18 protein-coding genes, 1 other RNA gene and 1 pseudogene are annotated in these 19,925 nt (G+C 67.0%); 10 read left to right on the top strand and 10 right to left on the bottom strand.

Annotated elements, in window-relative coordinates; all coding sequences use genetic code 11:
• The first annotated feature begins 110 nt into the window (after window positions 1-110).
• The 5 genes and pseudogenes from ruvC to ACT2FV_RS20085 all read left to right on the top strand — a co-directional run.
• Entirely contained in the window at window positions 111-653 is a 543-nt protein-coding gene (ruvC, locus tag ACT2FV_RS20105; protein WP_059465409.1) for a crossover junction endodeoxyribonuclease RuvC, read from the top strand.
• A 159-nt stretch (window positions 654-812) separates the two neighbouring features.
• Window positions 813-1,394 carry a Holliday junction branch migration protein RuvA gene (ruvA, locus tag ACT2FV_RS20100; RefSeq protein WP_059451998.1) on the top strand — a complete coding sequence of 194 codons (582 nt, stop codon included), beginning with the start codon at window positions 813-815 and terminating at the stop codon, window positions 1,392-1,394.
• Between the two features lie 108 nt (window positions 1,395-1,502).
• On the top strand, window positions 1,503-2,570 hold the full coding sequence (gene ruvB, locus ACT2FV_RS20095; RefSeq protein WP_059608256.1) for a Holliday junction branch migration DNA helicase RuvB: 1,068 nt from the start codon (window positions 1,503-1,505) through the stop codon (window positions 2,568-2,570).
• Between the two features lie 24 nt (window positions 2,571-2,594).
• Window positions 2,595-3,548 carry an oxygenase MpaB family protein gene (locus ACT2FV_RS20090; RefSeq protein ID WP_444504645.1) on the top strand — a complete coding sequence of 318 codons (954 nt, stop codon included), beginning with the start codon at window positions 2,595-2,597 and terminating at the stop codon, window positions 3,546-3,548.
• 51 nt (window positions 3,549-3,599) lie between these two features.
• A pseudogene (locus ACT2FV_RS20085) lies at window positions 3,600-3,743 on the top strand (ParB/Srx family N-terminal domain-containing protein); the annotation flags it as partial.
• A gap of 51 nt (window positions 3,744-3,794) precedes the next feature.
• Here ACT2FV_RS20085 and ACT2FV_RS20080 read toward each other — a convergent pair.
• The 3 genes from ACT2FV_RS20080 to tyrS are packed head-to-tail and all read right to left on the bottom strand — an operon-like array spanning window position 3,795 to window position 6,177.
• Window positions 3,795-4,457 (bottom strand): histidine phosphatase family protein, encoded by a 663-nt coding sequence (locus ACT2FV_RS20080; RefSeq protein WP_151050008.1) that lies wholly within the window; start codon window positions 4,455-4,457, stop codon window positions 3,795-3,797.
• Window positions 4,458-4,480: 23 nt separating this feature from the next.
• Window positions 4,481-4,939 (bottom strand): D-aminoacyl-tRNA deacylase, encoded by a 459-nt coding sequence (gene dtd / locus ACT2FV_RS20075; RefSeq protein WP_006751891.1) that lies wholly within the window; start codon window positions 4,937-4,939, stop codon window positions 4,481-4,483.
• Window positions 4,936-6,177: a tyrosine--tRNA ligase gene (gene tyrS / locus ACT2FV_RS20070; protein WP_059608253.1), complete on the bottom strand. Its 1,242-nt coding sequence runs from the start codon at window positions 6,175-6,177 to the stop codon at window positions 4,936-4,938. Before tyrS ends, dtd begins: the two co-directional genes overlap by 4 nt.
• A gap of 142 nt (window positions 6,178-6,319) precedes the next feature.
• Here tyrS and ACT2FV_RS20065 point away from each other — a divergent pair, with 142 nt between their 5' ends.
• Window positions 6,320-7,468 carry an anhydro-N-acetylmuramic acid kinase gene (locus ACT2FV_RS20065; protein WP_151050006.1) on the top strand — a complete coding sequence of 383 codons (1,149 nt, stop codon included), beginning with the start codon at window positions 6,320-6,322 and terminating at the stop codon, window positions 7,466-7,468.
• Between the two features lie 129 nt (window positions 7,469-7,597).
• Here ACT2FV_RS20065 and erpA read toward each other — a convergent pair whose 3' ends face one another.
• The 3 genes from erpA to rplM form a co-directional block, all read right to left on the bottom strand.
• Window positions 7,598-7,969, bottom strand: coding sequence for an iron-sulfur cluster insertion protein ErpA (gene erpA / locus ACT2FV_RS20060; protein WP_006751888.1), 372 nt, complete (start codon window positions 7,967-7,969; stop codon window positions 7,598-7,600).
• 207 nt (window positions 7,970-8,176) lie between these two features.
• Complete coding sequence (rpsI, locus tag ACT2FV_RS20055; RefSeq protein ID WP_011883283.1) at window positions 8,177-8,569, bottom strand: 30S ribosomal protein S9; 393 nt, start codon at window positions 8,567-8,569, stop codon at window positions 8,177-8,179.
• Between the two features lie 11 nt (window positions 8,570-8,580).
• A complete protein-coding gene (gene rplM / locus ACT2FV_RS20050; protein WP_009687896.1) occupies window positions 8,581-9,009 on the bottom strand; it encodes a 50S ribosomal protein L13 in 429 nt (142 codons plus the stop codon).
• 312 nt (window positions 9,010-9,321) lie between these two features.
• On the opposite strand from rplM, the gene ACT2FV_RS20045 reads away from it, so the two are divergent.
• Window positions 9,322-9,624 carry a hypothetical protein gene (locus tag ACT2FV_RS20045; protein WP_444504644.1) on the top strand — a complete coding sequence of 101 codons (303 nt, stop codon included), beginning with the start codon at window positions 9,322-9,324 and terminating at the stop codon, window positions 9,622-9,624.
• Between the two features lie 153 nt (window positions 9,625-9,777).
• Here the strand turns inward: ACT2FV_RS20045 and ACT2FV_RS20040 are convergent, their stop codons facing one another.
• The gene (locus ACT2FV_RS20040) at window positions 9,778-10,029 is read right to left on the bottom strand and encodes a hypothetical protein (protein ID WP_444504643.1); all 252 of its coding nucleotides are present in this window, start codon (window positions 10,027-10,029) and stop codon (window positions 9,778-9,780) included.
• A 69-nt stretch (window positions 10,030-10,098) separates the two neighbouring features.
• Between ACT2FV_RS20040 and ACT2FV_RS20035 the strand changes: the two genes are divergently transcribed.
• Window positions 10,099-10,521, top strand: a complete 423-nt coding sequence (locus ACT2FV_RS20035; RefSeq protein WP_444504642.1) for an OsmC family protein — start codon at window positions 10,099-10,101, stop codon at window positions 10,519-10,521.
• Between the two features lie 70 nt (window positions 10,522-10,591).
• On the opposite strand, the gene rnpB is transcribed toward ACT2FV_RS20035, so the two are convergent.
• From rnpB to pyrC, 3 genes are all read right to left on the bottom strand, one after another.
• Window positions 10,592-11,003, bottom strand: an RNA gene (gene rnpB, locus ACT2FV_RS20030) — RNase P RNA component class A.
• A gap of 12 nt (window positions 11,004-11,015) precedes the next feature.
• Window positions 11,016-11,894 carry a DUF3025 domain-containing protein gene (locus tag ACT2FV_RS20025; RefSeq protein WP_444504641.1) on the bottom strand — a complete coding sequence of 293 codons (879 nt, stop codon included), beginning with the start codon at window positions 11,892-11,894 and terminating at the stop codon, window positions 11,016-11,018.
• Window positions 11,891-12,955: a dihydroorotase gene (gene pyrC, locus ACT2FV_RS20020; RefSeq protein ID WP_059608249.1), complete on the bottom strand. Its 1,065-nt coding sequence runs from the start codon at window positions 12,953-12,955 to the stop codon at window positions 11,891-11,893. Before pyrC ends, ACT2FV_RS20025 begins: the two co-directional genes overlap by 4 nt.
• 201 nt (window positions 12,956-13,156) lie before the next feature.
• Between pyrC and ACT2FV_RS20015 the strand changes: the two genes are divergently transcribed.
• Together ACT2FV_RS20015 and ACT2FV_RS20010 are read left to right on the top strand one after the other, a co-directional pair.
• Entirely contained in the window at window positions 13,157-14,074 is a 918-nt protein-coding gene (locus ACT2FV_RS20015) for a class II glutamine amidotransferase (RefSeq protein ID WP_151051925.1), read from the top strand.
• A gap of 597 nt (window positions 14,075-14,671) precedes the next feature.
• The gene (locus ACT2FV_RS20010) at window positions 14,672-19,906 is read left to right on the top strand and encodes an autotransporter outer membrane beta-barrel domain-containing protein (RefSeq protein WP_444504640.1); all 5,235 of its coding nucleotides are present in this window, start codon (window positions 14,672-14,674) and stop codon (window positions 19,904-19,906) included.
• Window positions 19,907-19,925: the final 19 nt, after the last annotated feature.

The raw sequence follows: 19,925 nt of genomic DNA, 5'->3' as shown, positions 1-19,925 counted from the left end.
CATCATACCCGCCGGGTTTTTTATTGTGCGGCGCCGACGTACACGACCGTGCGGCCGGCACCGCACACCATTCGTTGTAGTATCGCTGCATCAGGTTTTTCTCCTCACTCATGCGAATTCTCGGCATCGACCCTGGCCTGCGTGTGACCGGCTTCGGCATCATCGACGTCAGCGGCCACCGGCTCGCCTATGTCGCAAGCGGCGTGATCCGCACGCCAACGGCCGACCTGGCCACCCGACTCGGCACGATCTTCCAGGGCGTATCGACGCTCGTGCGCGAACACGCGCCCGACCAGGCCGCGATCGAACAGGTGTTCGTCAACGTGAACCCGCAGTCGACACTGCTGCTCGGCCAGGCACGCGGCGCCGCAATCTGCGGGCTCGTCGCCGGCGGCTTGCCGGTGGCCGAATACACCGCGCTGCAACTGAAGCAGGCCGTCGTCGGTTACGGCCGCGCGACCAAGTCGCAGATGCAGGAGATGGTCACGCGGCTGCTCAACCTCACGGGCCAGCCCGGCAGCGACGCGGCCGATGCGCTTGGGATGGCGATCTGCCATGCACACAGCGGTAATACGCTCGGCACGATCAGCGGCCTCGCGCCAGCGCTCGCTAAAAAGGGACTGCGGGTGCGGCGCGGACGGCTCGTCGGCTGACGCAATGACACGCACATCCAAGGCGCAATGCACGCGTTGCGCCTGCAACCGCTCTACCCGCCTGATCGCCTGATCGCCACCCCAACCTGACGGCCAACCCATCGGCATCGCGCCGCACCTGCGCTACACTCGCGCTTTCTTCCTCGCTTCCCGCCATCCATGATCGGTCGCATCGCCGGCATCCTGCTCGAAAAGAACCCGCCCCACCTGCTCGTCGACTGCAACGGCGTCGGCTACGAGATCGACGTGCCGATGAGCACCTTCTACAACCTGCCGCAGACGGGCGAGCGCGTCGTGCTGCTCACGCAGCAGATCGTGCGCGAGGACGCGCACCTGCTGTACGGCTTCCTGACGCCGCAGGAGCGCACGACCTTCCGCGAACTGCTGAAGATCACCGGTATCGGCGCGCGCATGGCGCTGGCCGTGCTGTCCGGCATGAGCGTGCAAGAGCTCGCGCAGGCAGTGACGATGCAGGACGCCGCACGTCTCACGCGCCTGCCCGGTATCGGCAAGAAGACCGCCGAGCGCCTGCTGCTCGAGCTGAAGGGCAAGCTCGGCGCGGATCTCGGTGCGCTCGCCGGTGCCGCATCCCAGTCCGATCACGCGACCGACATCCTCAACGCGCTGCTCGCGCTCGGCTACTCGGAAAAGGAAGGCCTCGCCGCGATCAAGAACGTGCCGGCCGGCACCGGCGTGTCCGAGGGCATCAAGCTCGCGCTCAAGGCATTGTCGAAGGCGTAACACCCGCCCGAACCGGCTGTCGCAGCCAGTGTCGCGCCGCCGTGCGGCGCGCGCCAGTCGGCCGTTCGGCCAGTTCGACCGCGTGACCGCGCGCGGTACAATGGCCGCATGATTGAAACCGACAAACTCGCCGCCGAGCGGATCATCGCCGCCACGCCCGCCTCGTCGCACGAGGAGGTGTTCGAACGCGCGCTGCGGCCGCGCCAGCTCGACGACTACGTCGGCCAGGAAAAGGTGCGCGGCCAGCTCGAGATCTTCATCGAGGCCGCGAAGCGCCGCTCCGAGCCGCTCGATCACGTGCTGCTGTTCGGGCCGCCAGGCCTCGGCAAGACCACCCTCGCGCACATCATCGCGCGCGAGATGGGCGTGAACCTGCGCCAGACGTCGGGCCCCGTGCTCGAGCGCGCGGGCGATCTCGCCGCGCTGCTGACCAACCTCGAAGCGAACGACGTCCTGTTCATCGACGAAATCCACCGGCTGTCGCCGGTCGTCGAGGAAATCCTGTATCCGGCACTCGAGGATTACCAGATCGACATCATGATCGGCGAAGGACCGGCCGCACGCAGCGTGAAGCTCGACCTGCAGCCGTTCACGCTGGTCGGCGCAACCACCCGCGCGGGAATGCTGACCAACCCGCTGCGCGATCGCTTCGGGATCGTTGCGCGCCTCGAGTTCTACAATGCCGAGCAACTGTCGCGCATCGTGCGGCGCTCGGCGTCGCTGCTGAACGCGCAGATCGATCCGAACGGCGCGCTGGAAATCGCGAAGCGCTCGCGCGGCACGCCGCGGATCGCGAACCGGCTGCTGCGCCGCGTGCGCGACTATGCGGAAGTGAAGGCCGACGGCCAGATCACCGCGGCCGTGGCCGACGCCGCGCTCGCGATGCTCGACGTCGATCCGGTCGGCTTCGACCTGATGGACCGCAAGCTGCTCGAGGCGATCCTGCACAAGTTCGACGGCGGCCCGGTCGGTATCGACAACCTCGCGGCGGCGATCGGCGAGGAGCGCGACACGATCGAGGACGTGCTCGAACCGTACCTGATCCAGCAGGGCTTCCTTCAGCGCACGCCGCGCGGGCGCGTCGCGACGCTGCTCACGTACCGCCACTTCGGGCTCTCCGCGCCCGATGCCGGCAAGACCGAACGCGGGATGTGGGATACCGCCGACGGGAAGTAACCCGCCGCCCGCACCGCGCCTGCCATGACTACGCCGCCCAGCCCGCACCCCGCCACGCCCACGCCGGGCCCGCGTTGGGTTGAACCGATCCGCAAGCGGCTCGTGGCCGGCGTCACGCACCTGACGACGGGTGGCGGCGGTCCGTCGATCGATCTGTCGTCGCCTCCCGGAGACCCGGGGCTGTTCGGCCCCGACGCCATCTGCTGGCGCGTGCATGCCGATTTCACGTCGATGATGACGGGCGGCATTGCCGCGCTGCTGCTGCAGGCGCTCCATCCGCTCGCGCTGGCGGGCGTCTGGGATCACTCGTCGTTTCGCACCGATATCCTCGGCCGCTTGCGGCGCACCGCCACGTTCATCACGGGCACGACGTTCGGCAGCCGCGCGGACGCACTCGCGCTGATCGAGCGCGTAAAAGCGATCCACGCGCGCGTATCGGGTACCGCGCCCGACGGCAGGCCGTACCGAGCCGACGATCCGGCGTTGCTGACCTGGGTGCATGTCGCGGAAGTATCGAGCTTCCTCGCCGCACATTTACGCTATGTGAATCCGTCGCTGTCGGGCGAACAGCAGGACGGCTACTACGCTGAGACGGCGTTGATCGCCGAGTTGCTCGGCGCGCGGGATGTTCCCCGTTCACGTGCGGAAGTCGCGGCCTATTTCACGCGCCTGCGGCCCGAACTCGAAGCAGGGCCACGCACCTTCGACGTCATGGACATCCTGCTGAATGTGCCGGTCTCTACGCCCGCGCTGCGGCCGGCTGCGTCACTGATCATGCATGCGGGCATAGACCTGCTGCCGAACTGGGCGCAGCGCATGCTCGGCGTGTCGACGTTCGCGCCGCTGCGACGCGCGGTGGTCCGGCCCGGTATCAGGGCGGTCGCCCCCGTGCTGCGCTGGGCGCTCGTCAACGGCGCGTCGAAACGCGCACGCCGCCGCGCAACCGCGACACCGCCAGACGGTACTCCGCACGCCTGACGATCCTTTTCTTCGGATTATTTCAATTTGCCGGCAAATTCCCGTGATCGCCGCGCCGATGCGATCCATGGCGGGAAGAAGCACACGAAAGGGGAATTCGACAAGCTGCGCCAGCCGATCACGGCCGACAAGCCCGGCAGGACCGCGTACACGCTCGACTACAGAACGCGCCAAGCACCGCCGCACCAAGCCTGACGTGGAAGGCGGCCCCCGGCCGGTCACACCGGCGTGGCCGGCATGACTGCATCAAAGTACCTTGCGATACCCGTCGTCGTCGCTTGCGGTATCCAGGTGCGACACGTCGGCCCATTGCACGACTTGCGCACGGCCATCGACGTAATCGACGACGTTGATGCTGGTGTTGAGCAACTGATAGCTGCGCGGCGCCGACAGGTCGAGACCGTTTGCAAAGCGATACACGCAATCAAGCACGCCGCCGTGCGCGACGCATGCGATGCGCCCGCCCTGATGCGCGGCGACGATCGGCTCGAGCGCATGCAGCACGCGATGATAGAACGCGCGCTGCGACTCGCCGCCGTCTGGCGCGAAACCCGGGTCGCGCGTCTGCCACGCGGCGTAGGCATCCGGAAACAGCGTCTCGATCTCGGTGCTGTCATGCCCCTGGAACACGCCGTACGCGCGTTCGCGCAACCCTTCGTGCAACCGCAGCGGCAGCCCAAGCGCATCGGCAAAGGGTTGCGCGGTCTGCTGCGCGCGCATCAGGTCGCTCGAATAGATCGCGTCGATCCGCTGCCCTTCATGCGCTTCCCGCGCGAGCCGGACGGCCAGCCGCTGCGCCTGCGCAAGCCCCGTGTCGGCGAGCGGGATATCGATATGGCCCTGAATGCGCTTGATGCGGTTCCAGGCCGTCTCGCCATGGCGAATGAAGAGAATCTGCGTGGTGGTCATCGCGGCGCGTCTCGGGGAAGGAATCAGGGCCGCACTTGCAGCCAGAACGTCACGGGACCGTCGTTGACGAGCGACACCTGCATGTCGGCGCCGAATTCGCCCGTCTCGACGACCGGATGACGCTCGCGCGCGGCCGCGACGAAATAGTCGAACAGGCGCGCGCCTTCGTCGGGCGGCGCAGCCGGCGTGAAGCTCGGCCGCAGCCCGCTATTGGTATCGGCGGCGAGCGTGAACTGCGACACGAGCAGCAGGCCCCCGGCGCCGCCCGCGCCATCGATGTTCGACACCGGCAGGTTCATCTTGCCGGCCGCGTCGCTGAATACGCGATAGCCGAGCAGCTTCGCGAGCAGCTTGTCAGCGGCGGCCTCGGTGTCGCCGCGCTCCGCGCAGACGAGCGCGAGCAGCCCTGCGCCGATCTCGCCCGTCGTGCGGTCGCCGACGCGCACGTCGGCGCGCTTCACGCGCTGGATCAGCGCGATCATGCTGTCAGCGTGACGCGCGCGAAGCGGCGCTTGCCGACCTGGACGACGAACTCGCCGGCCTCGACCTTCAGGCCCTTGTCGGACACCGTCGCACCGTCGATCTTCACACCGCCTTGCTCGATGTTGCGCAGCGCTTCGCTCGTCGACGGCACGAGGCCCGCCTGCTTCAGCAGCTGACCGATCGCGAGCGGCGCGCCCGCGAGCGTGACCGACGGGATGTCGTCCGGCACACCGCCCTTCGCGCGGTGATTGAAATCTTCGAGCGCACGCTCGGCGTCGGCCTGCGAGTGGAAGCGCGCGACGATTTCCTGCGCGAGCAGCACCTTGAAGTCGCGCGGATTGCGGCCGCCTTCGGCGTCGCGCTTGAAACCGGCGATTTCGTCGAGGCTGCGGAACGACAGCAGTTCGAAGTAACGCCACATCAGCGTGTCCGAGATGCTCATCAGCTTGCCGAACATGTCGGTCGGCTTCTCGCTGATGCCGACGTAGTTGCCCTTCGACTTCGACATCTTCTCGACGCCGTCGAGGCCTTCGAGCAGCGGCATCGTCAGGATGCACTGCTGTTCCTGGCCGTACTGCTTCTGCAGTTCGCGGCCGACGAGCAGGTTGAACTTCTGGTCGGTGCCGCCGAGCTCGAGGTCGGCGTTCAGCGCGACCGAGTCGTAACCCTGCATCAGCGGGTACAGGAATTCGTGGATCGAGATCGGCACGCCGCTCTGGAAGCGCTTCGTGAAATCCTCGCGCTCGAGGATCCGCGCGACCGTGTAGCGCGACGCGAGCTTGATCATCCCGTCCGCGCCGAGCGGCATCGACCATTCGCTGTTGTAGCGAATTTCGGTCTTTTCGCGGTCGAGCACGAGCGCGGCCTGTTCGAAGTAGGTCTTCGCGTTCGACTCGATCTGTTCGCGCGTGAGCGGCGGACGCGTCGCATTGCGGCCCGACGGGTCGCCGATCAGCGACGTGAAATCACCGATCAGGAAGATCACGGTGTGGCCGAGATCCTGCAGCTGACGCATCTTGTTCAGCACGACCGTATGGCCGATGTGGATGTCGGGCGCCGTCGGATCAAGGCCGAGCTTGATGCGCAGCGGCGTGCCGGTAGCCGCGCTGCGCGCGAGCTTCTGCGCGAACTCTTCCTCGATCAGCAGTTCGTCGACGCCGCGCTTCGTGACGGCGAGCGCATGGCGGACTTCGTCGGTAATCGGGAAAACAGGCTTGGAACTGGGTTCGGTGCTCATCGGTGCCAGGAAGAATGTCGCAAAGACAGGGATTTTCCCATAACTTGCGCGTGCATCGCTTAACGATGCGTCAGGTTGCGCGGATAATCGGGCGCAAGGCGCGTGGCACAGGCCCGCGTCGCTCGATCCAGGAGAATCCAACGTGCCGCAACGACATCCGCAACCCGCCCATCCGGCAGACGGCATCTACTTCGGACTGATGTCGGGGACCAGCATGGACGGCGTCGACGGCGTCGCCGTGCGTTTCGAGACCGGCCGCGCGCCGGTCGTGCTCGCGGAAGCGTTCGTCGGCTTCGCGCAATCGCTGCGCGACGCGCTGTTCGCGCTGCAGGAGCCCGGCGACAACGAGATCGACCGCGAATCGGTCGCGGCGAACGCGCTCGTCGCGCGCTACGCGGTGTGCTGTCACGAGTTGCAGCGCACCGCCGGCCTGTCGCGCGACGAGATCCGCGCGATCGGCGTGCATGGCCAGACGGTCCGGCACCGTCCCGAGCGCGGCTACACGCGCCAGCTCAACAATCCGGCGCTGCTCGCGGAGCTTGCCCATATCGACGTGATCGCCGATTTCCGGAGCCGCGACGTCGCGGCCGGCGGCCACGGCGCGCCGCTCGCGCCTGCGTTCCATGCGACGATGTTCGGCGCGCCGGGCGAGACGCGGGTCGTCTGCAACCTCGGCGGCATCAGCAACATCACGATCCTGCCCGGTGATGGCGGCGACGTGCGCGGCTTCGACTGCGGGCCCGCGAACGCGCTGCTCGACGCATGGGCGACGCGCCACCTCGGCAAGCCGTACGACGACGGCGGCAAGTTCGCCGCGCGCGGCACCGTGCACGCGCCGCTGCTCGACGCGCTGCTCGACGAGCCTTACTTCGCCGCGCTGCCGCCGAAAAGCACCGGCCGCGACCTGTTCAACCCCGCGTGGCTCGACGCGAAGCTCGCCGCGTTCGCGCAGGTTGCGCCGGAACACGTGCAGGCGACGCTGACGGCGCTCACCGCCGTCTCGGTCGCCCGCGAAGTCGCGCAGCATGCGACGGATTGCAGGGCCGTGTTCGTCTGCGGCGGCGGCGCCCGCAATCCGGTGCTGCTCGCCGCGCTCGCGGATGCACTGCGCGAGGCTGGCGTGCCGGCAACGGTGGATACGACAGCTGCGCTCGGCGTGCCGCCGCAACAGGTCGAAGCACTTGCGTTCGCGTGGCTCGCGTATCGCTTCACCGCGCGCCAGCCCGGCAACCTCGCGAGCGTGACGGGTGCCGCGGACGCGCGCGTACTAGGCGCGCTTTATCCGCGCTGATGGAAGGCCCGGGATGCGACGACCCGCAGGCCGCTCGGTTCGGCGGTTCGCACCGCGCATGGGCACAAAAAAACGGGGCATGATGCCCCGTTTTTTATTCCGGCGAACCGGACAGGTTCCGTCGTGCGCTCAGACCGAGAACGACGAGCCGCACCCGCAGGTGGTCGTTGCGTTCGGGTTCTTGATCACGAACTGGGCGCCGTTGAGGTCGTCCTTGTAGTCGATCTCGGCGCCGACCAAGTACTGGTAGCTCATTGAGTCGATCAGGAGCTGGACGCCGTTCTTGTTCATCACGGTGTCGTCCTCGTTGACTTCCTCGTCGAACGTGAAGCCATACTGGAAGCCCGAGCAGCCGCCGCCCTGCACGAATACGCGCAGCTTCAGGTCGGGATTGCCCTCTTCGTCGATCAGTTGCTTGACCTTGTCGGCCGCGGCGTCGGTGAAGACGAACGGTACCGGCATTTCGGCGGTCGTTGCTGCGGATTCGGTAACAGCGTTCATGCGAACTCTCCAAAAAGCTTTAGCCGCTATTGTAGGGCCGATCAGAAGATCGTGCTGATGTCCATGAAATCAATAGGTTCTTGTTGATTTCCGTAAAGGAAACCGCCCGCGGGGGGCCGCCGCGCGGGCATAAAAAAACCGCCAGCGCGAAAACTGGCGGTTTTTCCGGCGGACGCCGCCCGGAAGCGGCGCGGCCATGAAGCGGAATTAACGCTTCGAGAACTGCTTTGCGCGGCGTGCCTTGCGCAGACCAACCTTCTTACGCTCGACTTCACGTGCATCGCGCGTGACGAAGCCTGCGTTCGACAGCGACGGTTTCAGCGTCGCATCGTAGTCGATCAGCGCGCGGGTGATGCCGTGGCGCACTGCGCCTGCCTGACCCGTTTCGCCGCCGCCGTTCACGTTCACCTTGATGTCGAACGTCTGGCCGTGGTTCGTGAGTTCCAGCGGTTGACGCACGATCATCAGCGACGTTTCGCGCGAGAAGTAGTCAGCGATGGGCTTGCCGTTGACGATGATGTCGCCCTTGCCAGCCTTGATGAAGACACGTGCGACTGCGCTCTTGCGGCGGCCCGTACCGTAGTTCCAGTTACCGATCATGTGGGCTCCCCTTAGATCTCGAGCGCTTTCGGCTGTTGAGCCGAGTGCGGATGCGTCGCTTCAGCGTAGACCTTCAGCTTCTTGATCATCGCGTAGCCGAGCGGGCCCTTCGGCAGCATGCCCTTGACCGCCTTCTCGAGCGCACGGCCCGGGAAGCGTTCTTGCATCTTGCCGAACGTCGTTTCATAGATACCGCCCGGGTAGCCCGAGTGACGGTAGTACTTCTTGTCCAGAGTCTTGTTGCCCGTGACCTTCAATTTGCTTGCGTTGATGATGATGATGAAATCACCAGTGTCGACGTGCGGGGTGAACTCAGGCTTGTGCTTGCCGCGCAGACGGCGTGCCACTTCGCTGGCAACACGGCCGAGAACCTTATCCGTCGCGTCAATCACGTACCATTCACGCGTCACCTCATGGGCTTTTGCGGAAAACGTCTTCATGATCGATCCAAAAAAAATGCTTTGCCCGATGTGTTCTTCCTGCTTGTCTGTGTGCGCTTCGAGGCGCGGTGCAGGCTCTCCCTGTTCTTTTTCCGTGGGCATGAATGCGGAAAAGCCCTGAATTATAAAGGAAATGCGGCAGCGCGGTCAAAAAGAATCCGCGTCCCGTGCCGGCGGCGCCCGAAATGGGCCAAAATCCGGTCGTGCCCCGATATACCAGGCGAACCGAGCGCCCGGGGAGGCACCCATCGACGCGCGGTACCTGACCTTGCCGCGCCAGACCGGCCGACAACGGAAAAACAACAAACAAGCATGATGAAACAACGACTTACGCCCCTTCTCGCGGCCGCGCTGCTGGCCGCCGCCGCGCCCGCCGTCGCCAGGGCCGGCTGCGAGGCCAAGCTCGACGCACTCGACGCCCGTATCGCCGACGCTCGCGGCGCCCATGCCGAAGATCGCATCGCCCGCCTGCGCGCGGTACGCGAACGCGTACGCCACTTCTGCGCGCGCGGTCATGGACACGCATCGGCCGCGCAGGTCCCGCCGCCTGCCGCCGGTTCGACCGACACGCCAACCGGCGCGACATCGCAGGCAGTCGCACGGCGGCCCGCGTAACGGCGTCAACGACAGGCATCGGAGCGCGCAAACTGCGCGCCGATGCTTGCACGGAACGAAAAAAAGCCCGAACGGCTGGTTCGGGCTTAATCCACCTTAGGAGGAGGGTGGAGGAGACATGCGGAGGTTGCCGCAGCGCGACAACCAATGAGGCTAATTATACGAACGCACCGCCGACATCACAAGAAAATTTGCATTATGAAATCTCACACCATGATGCGAAATATGGAAAATTTCACGGCCGAGCGTATTTTCCTTTTTAAAATCAATAGATTGGGAAAAATAATGCAACCGGAAATCCGGCGCATCTAGAGTAATACCCCTAAAACCAGCCGGGAAATCGGCGTTCGGCGCCCCGCCAGGCGCCGCGTGCGGCGGCGCGACGTTGCGCGTCGTGCAGCGCATCAGCCGACTATTGCACCGCGGGCTACAATGCGTGATCGAATCTGAATCAGGCAACGCTGGAGTGCAAGCATGGAATGCAAAGTAAGCTGGATGGGTCAGGACGGCATGGCGTTTTCCGCCCAGACCGGAAGCGGGCACCTCGTCGCGATGGACGGCGCACCGGAAGGTGGCGGCCATAATCTCGCGCCGCGCCCGATGGAAATGGTGCTGCTCGGCACCGGCGGCTGCACCGCGTACGACGTCGTGCTAATCCTGAAGAAGAGCCGCCAGGAAGTCACCGGCTGCTCGGTCACGCTGAAGGCCGAGCGCGCGAGCGAAGATCCGAAGGTGTTCACGAAGGTCCACTTCCACTTCACCGTCACGGGCCGCAACCTGAACCCGGCGACGGTCGAGCGCGCGATCAACCTGTCACACGACAAGTACTGCTCCGCGTCGATCATGATCGCGAAGACGGCCGAGCTCACGCATTCGTTCGACATCGTCGCGGCCTGAACGCCCGGCAGCCACGCATGAAAAAAAGGGCCGGCGCTCCTGACGGAGCGCCGGCCCTTTCGCATTCGAGCGGCAAAGCAGGCCGATAAGCCGGATTCTGTGCACGCTGTACGCCGAAGCGCACGGCGCGTGGCAGCCATTCCTCTAGACGCGCCATTGCTGACGCGCTCAAGCTTCCTACCCGCAGACGAGACGGGGGCCCCGTCCTGCATCCGAAAATGCGCGCCTGCCTACTTGGAATTGCTCCGGGTGGAGGTTACCGTGCCGGCGGACGTCGCCGTCGCCGCGGTGCGCTCTTACCGCACCGTTTCACCCTTACCTGATCCCGGCTTGCGCCGGGCCATCGGCGGTTTGCTTTCTGTTGCCCTGTTCCGCGTGTCGCCACGGATGGCCGTTAGCCATCACCCTGCCCTGTGGAGTCCGGACTTTCCTCGCCCTCGCCTGCCCGAAGGCGGCGAGGCCGCGACTGCCTGGCCTGCTTTGCGACGCGCATTCTAGCACTGCGCGCCGCTGCCGGCAGCGCGCGAACGGCGGCCGCTGCGGAAAACCGCCGGGTCGTCGTAGAACGCGGGTGCGGCATTCGCGTCACACCAGCCCGGCACGCCGAGCACCGGGAGCGGCGCGAAGTCACGGCTCGTCAGGTCGCGGGTCGCGAATTCGCCGGCGATCCGCTCATCGACATGCGCGGCACGCTGCGCGTCGGGCCACGAGAAATAGTCGTCGCTCACTTCGACGATCCACGTGTGCGCGGTGCAGGACTTGTACGGCGTGACGAGCTTCTCGAGCAGCGCATGGCCGACGAGCCGCGCCTCGCAGCGCGTGCCCCACGCGTCGCGCGTCGCCACCAGCAGCAGCTGCCAGTTGAAGCCGCGCAGCGCGTCGGCGAGCGCACGGTCGGACGTCACGAACAGCGCGGCGTTCTCGTCGAACAGCGTGAGCGCATCGCGCAGCGTGCCGCGCACGGGGCCGACGCCGCCCGCGGCGTCGATCGCCGCGGCCTGGCGTGCGTTCAGCGCGGCCTTGGTGCGCGGATACGCGAACCAGACGAGCGCATTGAAGAAGTCATGAAGATTGTGACGGGTCGGGACGCCGCCCGTGTCGGCGATATGCGTTTCGTATGCGATGCCTGGCGGCAGCTCCGCCTGCGCCACGAAGCGCAGCGGCCGGCCGCGGCCGCTCGCCCGCGTACCGCCGCAGAGCGCACCGTTCAGCGCATCGAGCAGCGCGGTCTCGCCCGTGAGCGCAGCCGCCTGCAGCGCACGACCGGGCGCCGCGTAAGGCGCGAGCCACGGCGCTGACCAGTCGATCTGCGCGAATACCGCCGCCCCGCCGCCGGCCGTCAGGCCGGCCCCGCGCGGCGGCGTGCCGGTCACGCGAACTTCCAGCCGATCGTTTCGCCGGCGCGCAGCGGCACGACCGGCGTATCGCCCGCGAAGACCTCGCGCGGCAGTTCCCAGGTCTCGCGGCGCAGCGTGATCGTCTCGGTGCTGTGCGGCAGCCCGTAGAAATCGGCGCCGAAGCGGCTCGCGAAATTCTCCAGCTTGTCGAGCGCGCCGGCCTGGTCGAACGCTTCCGCATACAGCTCGAGCGCGTGCAGTGCCGTGTAGCAGCCCGCGCATCCGCACGCGGTTTCCTTCGCGTCGCGCGCGTGCGGCGCGCTGTCGGTGCCGAGGAAGAAGCGCGGGTTGCCCGACGTCGCGGCTTCGACGAGCGCGACGCGGTGCGTTTCGCGCTTCAGCACCGGCAGGCAGTAGTAATGCGGGCGAATCCCACCGACGAACAGCGCGTTGCGGCTGTACAGCATGTGCTGCGGCGTGATCGTCGCGCCGAGCAGGCCCGGCGCAGCGTCGGCGTCGCGCACGTAGTCGGCCGCGTCCTTCGTCGTGATGTGCTCGAACACGACCTTCAGGCCAGGGAAATCGCGCCGCAGCGGCGTCATCACGCGGTCGATGAACACCTTCTCGCGATCGAACATGTCGATCGCCGGATCGGTCACCTCGCCGTGCACGAGCAGCGGCATGCCGGTTTCCTGCATGACCTCGAGCGTCTTCGCGCACTTCGCGAGATCGCTGACGCCATGGTCGGAGTTCGTCGTCGCGCCGGCCGGATACAGCTTCACGCCATGCACGAAGCCGCTGTCGCGCGCGCGGTTGATTTCGTCGGGCGCCGTGTTGTCGGTCAGGTACAGCGTCATCAGCGGCTCGAACGCCATGCCCGCCGGCAGCGCGGCCAGGATTCGCTCGCGATACGCCTGCGCCTGCGCGGTGGTCGTGACGGGCGGCTTCAGGTTCGGCATGACGATCGCGCGGGCGAACTGGCGCGCCGTGTGCGGCAGCACCGCGGCCAGCATGTCGCCGTCGCGCAGGTGCAGGTGCAGGTCGTCGGGACGGGCGAGCGTGAGCGTCGCCGGAGAGGAAGCGTTCGAGGCAGTCATAGGAGGCGTTGTAGGAACGGGCTGGCGATCTGCGGGGCCGGAACGCGCGTGCGCGGGCCGACTGACGGCAAACCGCAACACGAGGCCTTCGGCTGGCGGAATCCGCTTTTTACCGCTCAAGGCTCGGTGATATGCTAGAAGCCACATTGTACCGGGGTTCACCCGGTTGGTTACCCAGCTTCCGCCCCCGCCCCAAGTAAAATGTGCCAACTCCTAGGAATGAACTGCGCCGCGCCGACGGACGTCACATTCTCCTTCACAGGTTTCGCGGCCCGGGGCGGCCTCACCGATCACCATGCCGACGGCTGGGGGATCGCGTTCTTCGAGGACAAGGCGTGTCGCCTGTTCATCGACCAGCAGGCGTCGGCCACGTCGCCGATCGCCGAAATGGTGAAGCGCTACCCGATCAAGTCCAAGAACACGATCGCGCACATCCGCAAGGCCACACAGGGTCACATCCTGCTCGAGAACAGCCACCCGTTCATGCGCGAGCTGTGGGGGCGGCACTGGATCTTCGCGCATAACGGCGATCTGCAGGACTACGAACCCGATCTCGACGGCAGCGTCTACCATCCGGTCGGCACGACCGACAGCGAGAAGGCGTTCTGCGTGCTGATGCAGGGGCTGCGCGAAGCGTTCCCCGGCGCGCAGCCGCCGTTGCCGGAGCTGTTCGAGCGCGTCGGCGAGCTGACGCGCGGCATCACCGATCACGGCGTGTTCAACTTCCTGATGTCGAACGGCCAGGCGCTCTTCGCGCACTGCTCGACGCGGCTGCACTACCTCGTGCGGCGCTGGCCGTTCTCGACCGCGCATCTGGTCGACGAAGACCTGTCAATCGACTTCGCGAAATACACGACGCCCGAGGATCGCGTCGCGGTGATCGCCACGCAGCCGTTGACCGACAACGAAATCTGGACCTCGTTCGAACCGGGCGAGCTGATCATGTTCCAGTGCGGCGACGTCACCGCGCGGATGCAGATTCCGGTGCCCGAGCGCGTGCTCGAGAAGCTGCGCAACCCGGCGCTCGACGCATCGGCGTCCGCCCCGTGCGGCGGTGTGCAGCGCGAGGCGCTGGCGGCCGGCACCGCGGACGACGCCGACGACCCGATCGACTACTGAGCACGCCGCGCCGTCGGGCGCCCGCCCTTCCCGCCTTCCGCTTGTGCGCGCGCGTCACGACCCGGCGATCACCGGCAGTGAAAGTCTCCGCCCGGCGACGTTTCGCGTTTCATTCAGATCGCCATTGGATGCACGCGATCATCGCCATACAACATCCGCTTTTATTTTATTAATTTTCGAGAGAAAATAATTAACCAACAAAAAAACAAGATAAAAGCGGTCTAAAACAGATAATCCGGAAGCCGCAGTTTAAAGCACGAACCCAACACTGATCGTGCGCCATCCCACCGACCTGGCGATTCCGCCCGGCCCATAGGAAGGTCCACCAAACCCTTCCCCACCAAGGCTTTCAGTTCGATTAACCACACAATCCAGAAATACCACCCCATACCGTTACCATCCCCACATATCTTGATTTTTTGAAAATCGACCATCCCGTCGATTAGTAGACTCGCTCCATCTTCGGTGTAACGAATCCTGATTGGCACTCGACGCAGCCACGGCTGCCGCACGTCCATTCGAAACACACATCACCGTGGAATGCGCATTCGCCGCATACGGCGAATACCACTTCAAAAGAAGAAAGAGGGGCTTGTCGTGAATCACTCATTTCGATCGATATGGAGCGAAGCCGCCGGCTGCTGGGTCGCGGTTGCGGAAACGGCCCGGGCGCGCGGCAAGCGTTCGGGTAGCCAATCGGCCGCAAGCCGCCGTGACGGCCGCACGGCGATCCGCCGCTCGCCGCTACGCGTCGCCGCGCTCGGTGCGGCGCTGGCCGCGCTGTCGGCCGGCTCCGCGTACGCATCGAGCTGCGGTAACGGTTCGGCGGTTGCAAGCGGCGGCAGTTGCGCGCTCGGCAGCGTCAGCCCGACCGTCAACGACAACCTGGCCGGCGCCACGACCGTGTCGGGCGGCGACACGGTCGGCGTGACGGGTGCATGGACGGGTGCCGCCGGCGACCCCGGCTATACGCTCACGCCGATCGGCAATACGTCCATCGTGTCGGGCAACCCGAACCAGCCGCTGCTGTCGCTCGGCGGCAAGACGCAGAGCGTCAGCACGCCCGACACGATTACGGGCACCCATACGTCGATCGCCACGTACAACTCGTCCGCATTCGCCGCGTCGACGGCCGGCTCGGCCGAGGTGCCCGTCTACCATGACGTGAACGGGAACCAGTACGTGAACCTGCGGATCGGCACCGTCGACAACACCGGCGGCACGTTGAACGTGTCGATCGGCAATCCCGCGAACGCGCCAGACGCGGCCGGCAACGCGATCTCGATCGCGCCGAAGCAGACCGACCTGACCTTCGCGGACGGCACCGGCACGGCAAAAAGCGTCGTCCACTGGAATTCGCGCAACCAGGTCTGGCTCGGCACCGGCGACTATCTCGCGAGCGGCGGTGCCGTTGGCAATCTCCAGGTCGACGTCCCGGCCTACGCGGGCACCTTCACCGCATTCGACGGCAGCACGTGGACCGTCACCGACGCCGCGTCGCTCGCCGCGTACAACGACTTTCTCGTGCGTTCGGTACAAAGCGGCGCGCTCGGCTCGCAGGCCGCCTACGACAACGCGTTCGGCCAGGCCGTCACGTTCTCGCAGCAAACCTTCCAGTATCAGAACAACGTATCGTCGGGCGACAAGAACACGCTGCCGATCGATCATCTGTCGGCGATGCACGGCACCGGCGCGAACGCGACACTGCAGATCGGCAAGGACGGCCAGATCGACTTCCGCGGCACCAACACGATCGCTTCGAGCTCGGCCGTCCTCGCGGAAAACGGCGCGCACTTCGTCAATGACGGCCGCCTGTCGGGCGACTTCACGCTGGTGCGCCTGCTGAGCGGCGCGAGCGGCGTCAACAACGGCACGATCTCGTCCGGCTACGCGTCCGGCGACAATTTCGACACGAGCAGCAGCGCGCCGCCCGACAACTTCGGCTTCCACGCGTACACCGAGGGCAACGGCGTGTACGCAAGCGGCACGGGCACCTCGTTCGTCAACAATGGCGTGATGAACGTCGGCGCATGGACGCTCGACGGCAACCGCCCCGACCTGCAGAACTACGCGGTGGCCGTGACGAACGGTGCGAACGCGTCGAACGCCGGCACGATCAACGTCGGCGTCAACGCGACGACGCTCGACAGCCAGGTGATCGGCGGCTTCGCGGCCGGCGGCGCCTTCACGAACGCGGCCGGCGGCACGATCTATCTCGGCCGTGCGGCCCAATACGGACCGGGGGCAGCGGCGAACGACGTCGCGCTGTCCGCGCATTCCTACGGGATCCTGCTCGGCGCATCGGGCACCGCCAGCAACCTCGGCTCGATCGTGATCGGCTCGCAGACGCAAAACGGCGCCGGGATGGCGAGCATCGGTTCGTCGTCCGGCGCGCTGCGCAACGCGGGCACGATCATCGTGAACGGTGCGGCACCCGGCACGCCGTTCGCCAACGTCGGCATGCTCGCGGCCAATACGGCCGCGACCGTGACCAACACGGGCACGATCACGCTGAACGGCGTGAACGGCATCGGCATCATGGTGGTCGGCACCGGTTCGACCGCGACGGCCGCGACGTCGACCGGCACGATCAACGTGGCCGGCGGGCTCGATCCGGCGTCGGACACGCGCAACTATGGCGTGTGGGCCGAAGGGCCGCGCGCGAAGGCCACGGTCGACGGCGCGCTCAACCTGACCGGCAACGGCGCGATCGGCGTCCACGCGCGCTCGGGCGCGACGATCAACGTCGACGCCAACGCCGTGCCCGCCTTCATGTCCGGCACGAACCAGATCGGTTTCTACGCATACGGCGCCGGCTCGAAGATCAACGTCGCCGCGCAGCACCTGAGCGTCGATACCGACGATTCGACGCTGTTCCGCATCGCGGGCGGCGCGGCCTATACGGGCGCGTCGGCGGCCGGCACGCTGACGACCGACGTGAACGGGCAGCGCGCGCGCGGCGTGCTTGCCACGGGTGCCGGTACGACGCTGTCCACGGGCCACGCCACCTACAACGTCAACGGCACGGACGGCATCGCGGTCGCAGTCGAAGGCGGCGCGACGGGAACGATCGACTCGGGCGCGACCATCGACCTGAATGCGGCCGGCGCGATCGCGGGCACCGTCGACGGCCAGGCACACGCCCTTACAGGAGCGAACGCCGGAACGCCAGTCGCGACGACGCTGACCAACAACGCGGCGGTCGCGTCGTCGACGGCCGGCGTGACCGGCTTCGTCGCGCAAAACCTCGGCACGCTCGAGAACCGCAATACGGTGCTGCTGACCGGCCCCGGCTCGACGGGGGTTGTCGTCGGCACGCTCGGCACGGTGAACAACGCGTCGGCGATCCGCGTATCGAACGGCACCGGCGCGCTCGTGCAGGGTGCGTCGGCAACGCTCGCCAACGCGGGCACGATCGAGGCGGACGACGGCATCGCCGGCGTTCACCTGACGGGTACCGGCGCGTCGCTCGCCCTGTCGGGCGCGGGCACCATCGTCGCGAACGGCAGCGCCGACGGCGTGCTGATCGACTCGACCGTGTCGGGCGGCGGGATCGCAGCCGGCGCGACGTCGATCGCGGTGGGCGGCATGGGCAAGGGCATCGACAACCTCGGTTCGAACACGACGATCGCGCTGTCAGGCACGCAGATCGGCACGACCGGCGCCGGTGCCGACGGACTGTCGTCGACGGGCGCCGGCGCGCGCATCGCGACCGATGCGGCGACCGTCGTGCGCACCGCCGGCAACGACGCGCGCGGCCTCTTCGTGACGGGCGCGGATTCGACGCTCGAGGCCGATGGTACGACCGTCACGACGACGGGTGCCGGCGCGCACGCGATCGTCGCGGGCAGCGGCGCGACCGCACTGCTGTCGGGCGCGAAGGTCTCCACGGCGGGCACGGCAGCCGACGGCCTCGTCGTACGGAACGGCGGCCGCATCGGCGACACGGGTTCGTCGATCGCAAGCGCGGCCGGCAACGGCGCGACGGTCGACGGCGGCGGCGTGCTCGCGCTGACCGGCACGACGCTCAAGGGCGCGACGGCCGGCGTGCTGAGCACCGACACGCTCGCGACCGGCGCGACGAGCGCAGTGCTCGTCGACGGCGGCAGCGTCGCGTCCGTCGCCGGGCCGGCGTTCGCGGCGCGCGGCGGCACGGTCGATATCGCGGTGCGCAACGGCACCGTCGTGACGGCCGGCAACGGCACACTGCTGGACCTCGCGAACGGGAGCACCGCGACCTTCAACGCATCGGCCGTGAATCTCGCCGGCGACATCGTGTCGGACGCGTCGAGCACCGGCAACGTGTTCCTGACGAACGGCACGACCCTCACCGGCAAGATCGATCCGGTCGCGCTCACCGTGGACGGCACGAGCACGTGGCACATGACCGGCAGCTCCGTGCTGAGCAGCCTGAACAACGCGGGTCTGGTTGCATTCGCCGCGCCGTCCGGCGCGCCGACGGCGGCAGGCAGCTACCGGACGCTGACGACCGGCAGTTACGTCGGCAACGGCGGCACGATCGCGCTGAACACCTATCTCGGCGCCGATGCTTCGCCGACCGACCGGCTGATCGTGAACGGCGGTGCCGCGACCGGCACGACGGGGCTGAAGATCGCGAACACGGCCGGCACCGGCGCGCAGACGACGGGCGAAGGGATTCCGGTGGTCGTCACGGCCAACGGCGGCACGACCTCCGCATCGGCGTTCCATCTCGCGGGCCCGGTGCAGGCCGGCGCATACGAATACCGGCTCTACCGCGGCGGACAGAGCGATGCGAACGGCTGGTATCTGCGCTCGCAACTCGACCCGACGGACCCGGGCGATCCGGTCGGCCCGAACGTCATCAAAGGCGGCGGCAATCTCGCGTACCGTCCGGGCGTCGCGGGCTATGCGATGACGCCGCTGCTGAACGCGGACTACGGCTTCTCGACGCTCGGCAAGCTGCACGAGCGCGTCGGCGACATCTACAACCTCGAGAAGCAGGCGTCGGGCAACCGCGACGGTGTGTGGGGCCGCATCGGCGGACAGAGCCTCGATGCGAACGCGGGCCGCTTCGCGGCCGACGAGCGCACGTTCTTCGCGCAGTTCGGCAAGGACTGGACGCTCGACCAGGCGCCCGGCGGCGGCAGCACGCATGCGGGCGTGACGGCGAGCATCGGCGTCGCGAACGCGAGCTTCAGCGACATGGCACGCGCCGACGCAGCGGGCCTGTCGACGTCGACGGGCTCGGTCGAGATGCACGCGCAGAGCGTCGGCGGCTACTGGACGCGCTACCTGTCCGACGGCACCTACTTCGACAGCGTCGGCCAGGTCACGCACTACGGCAACCGCTATCGCGACAGCTACGGCAACGAGGCATCGCAGAACGGCTTCGGCATCGCACTGTCGCAGGAGGTCGGCAAGCCGTTCGGGATCGGCGGCACGCCGATCGCGGTCGAGCCGCAGGCGCAGCTGATGTATCAGTACCTGAAGCTGAACGGGTTCGACGACAATGTGTCGGCCGTGTCGGGCACGACGACCAATGCGTTGCGCGGACGCGTCGGCGTGCGCATCTTCCGGCCGAACCTCGACGCGAACGCGGGTGGCGGCGCCGCGACGCCGTACTTCACCGCCGACGTGCTGCACGACTTCCTGTCGCCGGGCCAGACCGTCGTCGGCGGCACGCCGTTCGCGACGCACCCGGGCCGCACGTGGTACGAGCTCGGCCTTGGCGTGACCGCGGGCTTCGGCAAGTCGGGCGAGTTGTACGCGAACGTGAAATATGCGCGCAACATCGGCGGCGATTACCGGCGCGGCGTCACCGGGCAGGTTGGCTACCGCTACAGCTGGTGACGCCGCGCGCCGGAATCCG

It is taken from the genome of Burkholderia sp. PR2, assembly GCF_052372875.1.
Taxonomy (GTDB): Bacteria; Pseudomonadota; Gammaproteobacteria; order Burkholderiales; family Burkholderiaceae; genus Burkholderia; species Burkholderia diffusa.
The sequence above is the reverse complement of the archived record's forward strand: the minus strand, read 5'-3'. Positions and strand labels throughout refer to the sequence as shown.

Coding starts and splice junctions, on each gene's coding strand:
- ACT2FV_RS20080 (WP_151050008.1), bottom strand. CDS start 4,457: ATGACCACCACGCAGATTCTCTTCATTCGCCATGGCGAGACGGCCTGG.
- ruvC (WP_059465409.1), top strand. CDS start 111: ATGCGAATTCTCGGCATCGACCCTGGCCTGCGTGTGACCGGCTTCGGC.
- rpsI (WP_011883283.1), bottom strand. CDS start 8,569: ATGATCGGTAACTGGAACTACGGTACGGGCCGCCGCAAGAGCGCAGTC.
- erpA (WP_006751888.1), bottom strand. CDS start 7,969: ATGAACGCTGTTACCGAATCCGCAGCAACGACCGCCGAAATGCCGGTA.
- ruvB (WP_059608256.1), top strand. CDS start 1,503: ATGATTGAAACCGACAAACTCGCCGCCGAGCGGATCATCGCCGCCACG.
- ACT2FV_RS20035 (WP_444504642.1), top strand. CDS start 10,099: ATGGAATGCAAAGTAAGCTGGATGGGTCAGGACGGCATGGCGTTTTCC.
- ACT2FV_RS20090 (WP_444504645.1), top strand. CDS start 2,595: ATGACTACGCCGCCCAGCCCGCACCCCGCCACGCCCACGCCGGGCCCG.
- rplM (WP_009687896.1), bottom strand. CDS start 9,009: ATGAAGACGTTTTCCGCAAAAGCCCATGAGGTGACGCGTGAATGGTAC.
- ACT2FV_RS20040 (WP_444504643.1), bottom strand. CDS start 10,029: ATGCGCTGCACGACGCGCAACGTCGCGCCGCCGCACGCGGCGCCTGGC.
- ACT2FV_RS20015 (WP_151051925.1), top strand. CDS start 13,157: ATGTGCCAACTCCTAGGAATGAACTGCGCCGCGCCGACGGACGTCACA.
- ACT2FV_RS20045 (WP_444504644.1), top strand. CDS start 9,322: ATGATGAAACAACGACTTACGCCCCTTCTCGCGGCCGCGCTGCTGGCC.
- ruvA (WP_059451998.1), top strand. CDS start 813: ATGATCGGTCGCATCGCCGGCATCCTGCTCGAAAAGAACCCGCCCCAC.
- tyrS (WP_059608253.1), bottom strand. CDS start 6,177: ATGAGCACCGAACCCAGTTCCAAGCCTGTTTTCCCGATTACCGACGAA.
- dtd (WP_006751891.1), bottom strand. CDS start 4,939: ATGATCGCGCTGATCCAGCGCGTGAAGCGCGCCGACGTGCGCGTCGGC.
- pyrC (WP_059608249.1), bottom strand. CDS start 12,955: ATGACTGCCTCGAACGCTTCCTCTCCGGCGACGCTCACGCTCGCCCGT.